Raw genomic sequence first — 11,628 nt, forward strand, 5'->3', positions numbered from 1 at the left:
AAAAACGCCATAATACGGCACTAATCGCTACGGAAAGGCGGCACCATCGCATAATCAATAATGCCGCCTTAATAATAACCGCCGTTTATTCCACCAGTCCGCTTACCCGCAACACCCGCCGGTCGACCGCCTCCGCCAGCACCGTGCTGTGCTTCCCCACGCAGCCGAGGCTGAACGCGTGTTTGGCGCGGGTAATACCGGTGTACACCAGTTCGCGGGTCAGGATCGGGCTTAAAGAATCCGGCAGCAGCAAGGCGGTGTGGGCGAATTCCGACCCCTGGGATTTGTGCACCGTCATGGCGAACACCGTTTCCACCGCGGGCAGTCGCCCCGGCAGCACCCAGCGGATACCCGATGAGCCATCGCCGGCCGGAAACGCCACCCTGGTCGCCCACCCCCATGAACCGTCCGGCTGGAGCAGCGGCACCTGTAGGGTGATGCCGATATCGCCGTTCATCAGCCGCTGGCTATAATCGTTGCGGGTCACCATCACCGGCCGCCCCGGATACCAGCCTTGCCAGGCCGCCAGCAAGCCGTCCCGATACAGCAGTTGGGCGATGCGCCCATTCATACTGTCGACGCCCCACGGCCCGTTGCGCAACGCGCACAACAGTTGGAACTGGCCGAAGGCATCCAGAATCTGCGCCGCCCAGATGTCGAACTCGCTTTGCGGCGCCGTCAGCGCCGGCCGAGTCGAGGCCATCCGTCTCAGGTAGTTGCCGTAGCCCACCGGCGCCGCCGCAGCGGGCTGAGCGCCGAACCGATCGGCGGCGCCGTCAATAACCCATTCACGCAGCGCGCGGTTATCATTCGCCGTCAACGTCAGGCGCGCCAGGTCGGCATACCCCTGCCGCCAGACAGACGCCAACGCCGCCGCATCGCCGGCGTTCACCGCCTCCGCCAGTTGGCCGATGCCGCTGTCAGCGCCAAAGCGGTAGCTGTGACGCAGCATGGCGATGGATTGATCCAGCGCGCTGCCTTGCGGGTCGAGCAGCGAATCGTCCGGCGCGTCCCCCGCCACCTCGCGTAACCAGTCGCGGGTCTGCGGCAGGTAATGCCCTTGTGCGGCGCGCTGGCACAGTTCGCCCATCAATGCGCCGGCTTCCACCGACGCCAGTTGATCTTTATCGCCCAGCAGAATCAGGCGGGACCGGGCCGGCATCGCCGCCAGCAGCGCCGCCATCATCTCCAGATCCACCATCGACGCTTCATCCACCACCAGCACATCCAGCATCAACGGATTATCGGCGTGATGACGGAAATGCCGGGTATCCGGCCGGCTGCCCAGCAACCGGTGCAGGGTCACCACCTCGCTATTGATATGCTCCCGAATAACCTCTCCCTGCGCCAGCCCATCCAGCGTCAGGCCGGCAATGGCCCCGGCAATCGACTCGTTCAGACGGGCCGCCGCCTTGCCGGTGGGCGCCGCCAGCCGAATCCGCAACGGCTTGCCGTGCTGTTCCATCGCCAGCGACTGCAACAGCGCCAGCAGTTTCACCACGGTGGTGGTTTTCCCGGTGCCCGGCCCGCCGGTGATGATGCTGAAGGCACTGCCCGCCGCCAGCGCGCAGGCCAGTTTCTGCCAGTTGGCGGAGCCGGCCGCGGTGGCAGGAAACAGCGCATCCAACCGCTGGCGCAGCGCCGCTGGCGTTATCGCCGCCCGCAGCGCGTCGTTTTGTGTCAGTTGCTGCGTAATGGCGTGGCGCACATCCTGCTCGTATCGCCAGTAACGGCGCAGATACAGACGCGCGCCGACCAGCACCAGCGGCGTGCTGCCTTCCCCCGACGATACCAGTTGCGGCTGTTGCAACGCCGCCTGCCAGGACGACAGGGTAACGCCCGCCAGAACCTCCGCCGGGCGCGCAATCTTACGATTTTCACTGCGATCGCCTTCCGGCGGCAGCGCCAATGAAAACCCGCTGTCGGCAAGCGTGGCGTCCAGATCGAGGCACACATGCCCGCGCCCAAGCTGATAGCTGACCAGCGCCGCGCCCAGCAGCAACAAGGGCGACGCCTCCGGGCACTCCTGATGCAGAAAGCGCACCAACGCCCGATCCAGCTCCCGCAACCAGCCGCACTCAACCCACTGGTCCAGCAACAGGGTTAATTCGTCATAACGGGTTATGTTCATGCCGTCGCCTCCGTTTCGCCGCTAAACAGGCGATCCAGCGCCTCAATCAGCGATCGGTCCGGCCGCTCGGCGCACACGCCGCCGCCCGGCGCCTGACTGCCGCGCAGGAACAGGTATAACGCGCCGCCGACGTGACGGTCGTAGTCGTAATCCGGCAGGCGGGATTTCAGCAAGCGGTGCAGCGCGAACAGATACAGCGCCAGTTGCAGATCGTAACGGTGATCCAGCATGTCGCTCGCCATACGCGGTGGGTCATAGTCGGCGGCGTCCGCCCCCAGCCAGTTGGATTTGTAGTCCAGCACGTAGTAGCGCCCCTGATGTTCAAACACCAAATCGATAAACCCTTTCAGCATGCCGTTAAGCTGTTCACGCATCAGCGCCGCACGCGGTTCACCCGCCAGCGTGGCGGCCCTGACCTGTTGATCCAATATCTGGGTGTCGACCTGATTGAGCGCAAACCAGAACTCCATTTCCACCTGATACTGCGTCAGCCCGGCCAGCGAGACTGCGCTGCCGGGTTGCGTCGGCAACGCCAGTGGCTGGCTAAGCAGCGTCATCAACCAGTCGGTGAGCATCGGTATCCACTGCGTCCAGCCTTGCCGGTTACAGCGCCGCGCCACCTGATCCTCCACCCGGGGCCGATCCGCCGCCAGCAAGGCGAAGCCCTCTTTCCCGGCCCACTCCAGCAGGCCGTGCAGAAAACTGCCCGGTGCCGCGCCGCGTGGAAAACTGTACATGTCGAAGCCGGACGGCAACGGCGGCAGACGCTCCGTCGACGCCTGCGGTTCGCTAAAGGTTTCCTGCTTCGCGCTCTGCACTTCGGGCTCGTCGCCCGCAGCAGGTTCACGAAACTCGCGGTAATGCCCTTCCGGTGCCAGTTGTAAACCGGAATAGCTGGTGATACGCCAGCGGTGACTGCGCATATCCGGCAACGGCGGCTCCTGCCCCAACGCCGGCGTATGCAGCTCGGCGCGATAGACAGCGTCATCCGTCTCCGGCAACGGCGCAATCTGGCTGTCCGCGCCGCACCAGGTCGACAGTTGTTGCGTCAGTTGCGCCGGTTCCAGCGGTTCGCCGGCGCCGAGCAGGTAACCAGGCGCGCTTTTCTCCAGCTCTTTCAGCGGCGCCATGCCAAGCCACATGGCGTAGCGGGCGCGGGTCAGCGCCACATAAAATTTACGCAGGTCCTCGCCCAGCCGCTCATGGTCGGCACGCTGCACCGCCTCGTCGCTGGCAATCAACTCAAGGCGCGGCTTCGCGTCATCATCATGAAATTTCAGCGGCACGTCCCGGTGGCTGACGGTGCGAAACGCACAGGCAAACGGCAGAAACACCAGCGGATACTCCAGCCCTTTGGACTTGTGGACGGTGACCACCTTCACCAGATCGGCATCGCTTTCCAGCCGCAGTTTCAGGGTGTCGCCGCCGGGGTTATCCGCCTGGCGCTGCTCCGCCAGATAGCGGATCAGCGCGTGCTCGCCGTCCAGATGCACGCTGGCCTGTTGCAGCAATTCCGACAGGTGCAGCATATCGGTCAGCGCGCGGGTATTATCGGCGGCCAGCAGCCGGCGCGGCACATCGAAATCCCACATTAGCCGCCGCAGCATCGGCAACACGCCTTGCTGTTGCCAGCAGCGCTGGTAGTGGTCAAATTGCATCACCCGGCGTTCCCACTCCTGCTCGTCGTGGTTTAAGCGGTCGAGCGCCTGCCAGCTCAGCCCCAGCGCTGGGGTCGCCAGCGCGGCGCGCAGCAGCCGATCGTTCTCTGGGTCGGCGCAGGCCGCCAGCCAGCAGTGCAGTTCGCCGGCCTGCGGACTGTCGAACACCGACTCCCGGTCCGACAGATACACGCTGCGCACGCCACGGGCGGAAAGTTGCGCCCGCACCGCCATCGCTTCGCGCCCGGTATTGACCAGCACCGCCATATCCCCCGGTTTGACCGGGCGCAGCGGCTGCCCCGGTACGGCAAAACCGGCCCGGCCTTGCCCGCCGAGTTGCAGCAGCCGCACCATTTCGCGGGCGCAGCCGGCAGCCATGCGCTGGCGGTATTCCGCCGACGACAGCGGTTCGTCCGTCGCCAGCGTCCAGCAGGTCAACGCCGCGGCGTCAGCGCCGTCCAGCACCCACGCCTCGTCGCGGCCGTTGGCCTGCACCGGTAAAAACGGCACCGGATTGTCGCCGTCCGGCTGACGAAACAGAAACGCCCCCGCGCCGTCGGCACGATTTTCCGCCTGCATGAACACCTGATTGACGGCGCCGACCATCGCCTGGGTGGATCGGAAGTTAGTGCCCAGCGTGTAATGCCGCCCGTCGGTATCGCGGCGGGCGCGCAAATAGGTATAGATATCGGCGCCGCGAAACGCGTAAATCGCCTGTTTCGGGTCGCCGATCAGAATCAGCCCTTGCTGCGGGTCGTTGTCCGCCACCCGGTAAAGGGTATCGAAAATGCGGTATTGCAGCGGATCGGTGTCCTGAAACTCGTCGATCATCGCCACCGGGAATTGACGGCGAATACGCTGCGCCAGCCGTTCGCCGTTGTCGCTGCGCAGCGCGGCATCCAGCCGGGTCAGCAGGTCCTGAAACCCCATTTGCGCCCGGCTCTCCTGCTCGTGGCGAAACCGCTGGCTGACCCAACGGCAGGCGTGCCGCAGTAACTGACTGCGCGGCTCCGGTAATTCGCTCAGCTGCTGCGGCAACGTCTCCATCGCGGTCAAGGCCGGATGCTGCGGCGCCTCTTCCGGCACTTTCCAGCACTCCCGCAACCCTTGCGGGGTCAGCCGCGTCCAGCCGGTGCCGATATCCAGCGTCGTCTCATCGCTGGTGGCCCAGTGGTGCAGTTTGTCCAGCCACGGCTCGAAATAGCGGGCCTGCAGCTTATGACCATTCGCCTTTTTCTGTGCCACCGCGTCGTTCAACAGGTCGCGCAACTCGACGCACCACTGCGGCCAGGGCGCTTTCAGCGCGCTCAGACGGCGCGTTTTTTCTTCACGGACCGCGCTGAAAATCTGCGCGGGCAGCTCGTCGATGCCAATCTCGTCGGCGTACTCCAGCAGCGGCGTCACGCTGCGATAAAAGTGTTCCGGCGACGGCCAGCTATCGCGCAGTTCCAGCACATCGCGGGCATCAAGCGGAAAAAAGAACGTGCGCCAGTAATCGCGCACCACCTCCAGCAGCAAATCGCTCTGGTCGGTTTCCAGCGTCTGGTTAAACAGGCTGCCGCTGTCAAAGGCGTGTTCGCCCAGCATCCGATTACACCAGCTGTGGATGGTGGACACCGCCGCTTCGTCCATCCATTCAGCGGCCAGCTGCAATTTGCGCGCGCAGTCCGGCCACTGTTCCGGCGGGTAGTCGGCGCGCAGTTCGCCCAGCAGCGGATCGACCGCGTCATCCTTGCCATCCGGCTGAAAGTAAGCGGCCGCCTGCGCCAGCCGGGCGCGAATACGGTCGCGCAGCTCGCGGGTGGCGGCATCGGTAAAGGTCACCACCAGAATGTCCGGCGGATTGAGCGGGCGAGAGAACGCCTGCTCGCCGCCGTGCCCCAACACCAGCCGCACATACAGCATGGCGATGGTGAAGGTTTTGCCGGTGCCGGCGCTGGCTTCGATCAGCCGGCTACCGGCGAGCGGAAAGCGCAGCACATCCAGCGGAGAAGGTAACGCACGCGCCGTCATGGCTGGCCTCCTGATTTTTTATTCTTCGCCGACGCCGCTTTCATCGTCAGGTACAGCGGCGCCAGCAGTTGCTGCGTCCAGCGGGCAAACTCGCCGTTGGCCCACAGGTGGTCGAAACTCGGGAAAGCCCGCGCCAGATAGGCGTTAGACGCCGATTCGGCAAACTTGCGGTTGGCCGGATCATGTTCCTCATAACACTGACGTGCCGCCTTGCCCGCCTCACCGTCCGGCGGCTGATCCGGTTCTCCGCCCGTCTCCAGCCAGCGAAATCCGCTTTTCACCGCCAGCGGCAGCGGGTAACGCATGCCTTCCCGCCAGGCATCCACCAGCGCCTGCCAGTATACTTTCGCCTGCTCCGGCTCCAGCGTCGGCAGGTAAACGGTGCCGTTTTTGCTGACCAGCGTGCTGTGCAGTGGTTGCCCGCCAAGGTGCCCGGCCAGATGCGCCACCCAGAACGGCAATAGCTTGTCGAAGCGATAGCTGCGCCGCGTGGGATGAAGCAACCCACCGCTTTCCAGCACCAGCCGGCACCGGTTGCCCTGCCCGTCTGTGCGCAGCTCGTTCAGCCAGTCTTCCAGCGGGACATCGGGCAGCGACAGCGCTTCGTCAGCCGTCGCTTCAGGCCATTTTTCCCGTTCCTGCTCGTAACGGGTGAACAGATCCGCCATCGGCTCCGCCAAATCCTGCTCCAGCACCGCGGTAAAGCCGCCCGGCGCCAGTTCGCCGCGCCGGGCGATGCGCGCCAGCTGTTCCGCCAGCGCCTGCTCGCGGGGGATACGCTGGCGTAACGCCGCGTGCTGCACCTGAATCAGCTCGTGTTGCAGGCGCCAGTTTTCCAGCGCGTCGATAGCAAACGGCTCCTGATCCTGGCTGGTGGCGTCTGCCTGCTCGAACCAGACATTGAGCCGCAGACGGAAGAAGCTGCGCACCGGGTCGCGGACAAAATCCGCCAGTTGGCGCAGCGTCAGCACACCGTCCTGCCGATACTCGTCCAGCGCGGTTTCCGTCGCCGGCGCGTTCTGCGGCAACAATCTATCTTGCGGCAACAGCCCGTCATCCTGCGGCAACAGCCCGGCGCGCCATTCGCGGGCATAGCTGAACAACGGGCTGCCGGCGGTAAAATAATCCGGGCTGAATGGCTGCAACCGGTGCTCTACCGTCAGCGCCGACAACACATCCTGCTCGTCGGCGGTCTGCCAGCCGTTACTCAAATGGTCGCGCAGTTGTGCCACCAGCACCGAGGGCGGCCGCTCGCTGTTGTCGTGAATGCTGCGTCCCACCCAACTGATATATAAACGTTCACGCGCCGACAGCAGCGCCTCCAGAAACAGATAGCGGTCGTCTTCGCGGCGGGAACGGTCACCGGGGCGGTAATCCTGCCCCATCAGGTCGAAGTCCAGCGGCACCCGGTTGCGGGGATAGTCGCCATCGTTCATGCCCAGCAGGCAGACGTGGCGAAACGGGATGGCGCGCATCGGCATCAGGGTGGCGAAGGTAACAGCGCCGGCAAAAAACGGCTGGGTCAGGCTCGACTGCTCAAACAGCCCCAGCCAGTGTTCCCGCACCACCGACAGCGGCAACGCCTGTTCCAGCGCCACCGATTCGCAGGCCTCCAGCCAGTTCTGCAACCCTTCATCCAGTTGCAGCAGCATAAAGCCGTCCTCGCCCTCATCCGCCGTAAAAAACGTGCTCAGCAGCGCGCGTAACCGTTCGCCCCATTGCGTTGGCGTCGCGGGCTGACACAGCTGCTGCCAGCTGTAATCCAGCCGGTCGAGCAGCAACGCCAGTTGACCGGCCAGTACCGCATCCAGCCCGCCGATTTCATCCAGCGGTTCGATATCCCGCCAGGCATCGCCGGTACCCACCGCGTAGCCCAGCAGCATGCGGCGCAGGCCGAAAAACCAGCTGTTTTGTTCCGGCGCGTCGGGCAAGTCGAGGCTCTGGCGCTGGCGGGCGTGCAGCCCCCAGCGCACGTTGGCGGCCCGAATCCAGCGTTGCAGCAGCGGCAACTGCTCTTCGGTGATGGCAAAACGCTGGCGCACCGCCGGCACTTCCAGCAAATCCAGCACATCGCTGACCGCCACGCGCGACTGCGGCAAATTCAACAACCGCTCCAGCGCCGCCAGCAGCAGGTTGTTCTGGCGCGGCCCGCGGTCCGCCACGCTAAACGGGATATAACGCGGGTCTTTCTGCCGGTCGATCAACCCAAACACCGCCTGAATGTGCGGCGCATAGCCGTTGATGTCCGGCACCATCACAATCACGTCGCGCGGGCGCAGCGTCGGGTCGGCGGCAAACGCCGCCAGCAGTTGGTCGTGCAGCACTTCCACTTCGCGCTGCGCGCTGTGAGCGACATGAAAACGGATCGAGCGATCCTGATGCGGATCGATGGCAGGCCAGCGCGCTCGGCTTTCCGCCAGCGGTCGCAAATCCCGAATGTCGTCCTGTAGTTGATTGAGCAGGCAGCTTTCGCCGTTGCTGTCGAACAGGTCAATGCGTGAAATCAGCGGCTGCAACAGCGATTCGTACTGCTCGCGCTGGTCGTATTCATCCAGCAGGCCGATGTAATCCCGCCCCTGTTTACCCCAGGCCGCCAGCAGCGGGTGGGCATGCTGATGCAGCTCTTCCAGCGCGACCGCCTCCGGCATGCCGGGTTTGCGTTGCTGGCGGGCGCGTTCGGCGCGCAGCAGATCCTTGTCGGCGATAATATTGCCCCAGTAGTGCTCGCACGGGTTATGCACGCACATAAACACCTGGGTCCAGCGGCCGATGGCCGCCAGCAGTTCCAGCGCCTGCTGCGGCAGCGATGAAATCCCGAATACCATCACCCGGGACGGCAATCCCGCCGGCCGGTCGCCGTCGCCCCGCCGTTTTACCTCATCCAGAAAGCGGCGATGCAGCGCGGCGCGGCTGGTGCCGGACAGCGCTTCGCCGGTATCGGCCAGCAATGCGCGCCACAGCAGCGGCTGCCAGCGCTGATCGTCCGGCAATGGCTCCACGCCGCGCCGGCTGGTCGCCAGCACATCACGCCCGGCGGTCCAGTCAGCCAGCCAGTCGGCGCGATACACCTGATACTGATCAAACAGGTCGGCCAGTCGTTCGGCCAACTGGTAGCGTTTACGTAGATCGGCATCCTGTTGCAGAAATCGCGCCAGCGCGGCGAATTCAGGCTGCGCCAGTAGCTCCGGCAACAACCGCACCAGCCGCCACACCAGCAGCGATTTATCGAACGGCGAGGTTTCCGGCACCTGATCGTGACCCAGCACCGAGCGGTAGACCTGCCAGAAAAAACGCGACGGTAACTCGACATCCAACGCTGCCGCCACGCCGCATCCGCCGTCACGGACATCACGCGCCAGCGCCAGTTTCAGCCACTGCCCGATGCCGTTGCTTTGCACCAGAATCAGCTCGTTTTCCAGCCCGCCCAGCGGATTAGCCGCCATCCACGACACCAGTACGTCGCGCAGGGCTTCAGGATGGTTGCTGTGGATCGCCATCAAACCGGGTTGTAACCTGTTTTCGCTCATCGTTTTCTCTGGACAACTGGGTTGCATTAACGCCTCACCGAATTACGGCGGACCAGCGAATATCTTAGCATTCAATGGGATTGGGTGGGATACCGCGAACAATATCAGGGCGTTGCCGGCGAAGTCAGTTGAGATTCAGGCAACCTAACCGGTGTGATTTTCCTGATACGGTTGTATCAGGGATGGGGCGCTGTCGGCACCGCAAAGAAAGGCAAAGAGAGACGATGACCGCTTCTCTCTTTGCCGTATGCTCCTCTCTTTGCCGTCAATGTTGTCAGCAATGCGCTCAGGCGGCTTGAATCTCCGCCAGCGTCCGTTCGATAAACGTACGGGTTTCTTCCACCTGCCGAATGTAGCCGTTCATCAGCGCGCTGAAACCCGCTTCATCCAGTTTGTCGAGCGGATACTGACTGCACAGGCGCAGATTGTCGTACTCATCCAGCGCCAGCCAGCAACCACGCATCGCCGCCATCTCGAAATTGAGCAGCAGCATCAGGCGGTAGACAGCCAGCCGGTCTTCGCCTTTCAGGCTCACCACCTGGCAGTGCAGCAGCAGATTGTCGCTGTGCGCCGGCACTTCAATCACCGCCGCCTCCCGACCGTCCGCGCCGTTCAGTACACAGATGCCGTTATTCAGCGTCAGGCGCTGCCGGTTGAACTGGCTAAAATGTTGCAGCAGCCGCGCCGCCAGTTGTTGTGCCGAGGTCGCTTGCGTTGAGGCTGAAGGCGTTGAGGCTAAGTGCGTTGATGTCATCGTATTGCTCCTGTTGTTGTTCGTTCCGTTGCCGAATTACTGTTTCGCCAGCGTGATGCCCTGCTGATTCATATGATTGACCGCCTGAGAGACTTCCGGATTGGCTTTGGCGATCGCCCCTTCCAGACTGAAGCTGCTTGGGCTGTTCTGGTTCTGACCGTAGCTGAAATTGATCTTGCCCAGCAGCTTGGTCATGCTGACGTCGGCACTACTGCCGGCGCTGACAATCGGCAGCGGGAACGCCAGCCCTTCCTTGTTTTTCACCGTCTGGGTAAAGTCGAGCGACTTGATACGCAGGTTGTTGCTGTCACGGAAAATCGCCGCGATGTCATCTTTACCCATCGTATTGTTCTGGATGCCCTGTTCGACTTTCGCCTTCACCTCGTCTTTCAGTTCCAGGCTGACGCCGGCGGTGGCGTTGGTCAGCGACTGCATCTTCTGCACCACCGCTTTCAGCGCCGGGTTTTCCTCCATGAAGCCGTGAATGCGCTCGGCGTTGGTGGGCGGCAGGTTATCGCTGACCAGCTTACGCAGCGCATGGAATATCCCGTTGCTATCCAGTTTCGACAGGTTGGCGTAAGTGGTGCTGTAGCTGGCGCTGTCCAGCGTTACCCCCTGTTTTTCCGCGGTTTCATGCTGCCGGGTTTTGGTGTGCAGGTCCTTTATTGCACCGTATTGCCCATCATCGGCCGGGGTTTTGGCCTCAAAATGCTTGTTCAGTATCGCCAGCTTTTCTCCGGTGTCCGTCAAGTCTTTCACCCCCTTCAACACCTGCTGAGTTTCCGGATCGGTAAATTTTTTCTCCAGCGACGAAAGCAAACTATCCATATCCCGGTTTTCAACAGGTTGCGCGGCTTTAAGCTGCATACTGATGCTGTGGTTGGTTTTGGTATCCACCGTCATGGTGACGGAAGCGTTGCTGGTTATCGGCGCGGTCCACGAACCGCTCGGCGTAGGGTTGGTGATACCGGCGAACGCCGTGGCATTCGCACCCACGTTGACCTGGTTCATGAAGCGCACCCGGTTATTGGTGGTGGCATTCTGCTCGGTGAACTCACCGCGTACCGTGCTGTGCTCATGGCTGGCCGACATCAGGTTCGCTCCGGCCCCTAAACCGACTGAAAGCCGTCCTGCCGACGTCGGCACTTTGCCTTTTTGCGCCGCGCTGGGTTTATCCGCCAGGTTGACCTCGGCGCGCGCATCGGCCGTCAGCGCGGCATCCAGATCGAATTTAATCGAGAAGCCCTCTTTAACCCGGTGGTCATTGCCCCTGGTGACCAGATCCAACGGATTTACATTGCCATCGATCAGCTTGTCGACAAAACCGGGCAGCTCTTTTTCGCTCAGCGTAAACTTCAGGCCGTTTTGCTGTACGGTTCCCAACCCGGCGGTGACGCTGCCGCCAAAGCGTACATCCAGCGCCAGCGCGTGTTTTTTATCATCAAAGTCAAAACCTTTCTTGGCGTCATTGGGGGATTGCCCCGTCGCCACGCCCACCTTGGCGTTCAGCCCGCCGTTACGCCCGAAGTTAACGTCAATGCCGTT

The 11,628-nt window shown here is 63.0% G+C and carries 5 protein-coding genes; all 5 read right to left on the minus strand.

Going from position 1 to position 11,628, the window contains the following annotated elements; all coding sequences use genetic code 11:
- Positions 1-85: 85 nt before the first annotated feature.
- A complete protein-coding gene (gene recD / locus DDA898_RS00360) occupies positions 86-2,131 on the minus strand; it encodes an exodeoxyribonuclease V subunit alpha (RefSeq protein ID WP_038909818.1) in 2,046 nt (681 codons plus the stop codon).
- Complete coding sequence (gene recB, locus DDA898_RS00365; protein ID WP_038909820.1) at positions 2,128-5,802, minus strand: exodeoxyribonuclease V subunit beta; 3,675 nt, start codon at positions 5,800-5,802, stop codon at positions 2,128-2,130. Before recB ends, recD begins: the two co-directional genes overlap by 4 nt.
- Positions 5,799-9,329: an exodeoxyribonuclease V subunit gamma gene (gene recC / locus DDA898_RS00370; protein WP_038909821.1), complete on the minus strand. Its 3,531-nt coding sequence runs from the start codon at positions 9,327-9,329 to the stop codon at positions 5,799-5,801. The genes recB and recC overlap by 4 nt, the downstream gene beginning before the upstream one ends.
- A 286-nt stretch (positions 9,330-9,615) precedes the next feature.
- Complete coding sequence (locus tag DDA898_RS00375; RefSeq protein ID WP_050570146.1) at positions 9,616-10,083, minus strand: type III secretion system chaperone; 468 nt, start codon at positions 10,081-10,083, stop codon at positions 9,616-9,618.
- 36 nt (positions 10,084-10,119) lie between these two features.
- Positions 10,120-11,628, minus strand: a 1,509-nt coding sequence (locus tag DDA898_RS00380) for an AvrE-family type 3 secretion system effector (protein ID WP_038909822.1), incomplete at its 5' end; no start/stop codon positions are given.

Source organism: Dickeya dadantii NCPPB 898 (genome assembly GCF_000406145.1).
Classification (GTDB): Bacteria; Pseudomonadota; Gammaproteobacteria; order Enterobacterales; family Enterobacteriaceae; genus Dickeya; species Dickeya dadantii.

Bases quoted from the DNA above. Each gene is read 5' to 3' on its own strand.
- DDA898_RS00375 (WP_050570146.1), bottom strand. From the start codon at position 10,083: ATGACATCAACGCACTTAGCCTCAACGCCTTCAGCCTCAACGCAAGCG.
- recC (WP_038909821.1), bottom strand. From the start codon at position 9,329: ATGAGCGAAAACAGGTTACAACCCGGTTTGATGGCGATCCACAGCAAC.
- recD (WP_038909818.1), bottom strand. From the start codon at position 2,131: ATGAACATAACCCGTTATGACGAATTAACCCTGTTGCTGGACCAGTGG.
- recB (WP_038909820.1), bottom strand. From the start codon at position 5,802: ATGACGGCGCGTGCGTTACCTTCTCCGCTGGATGTGCTGCGCTTTCCG.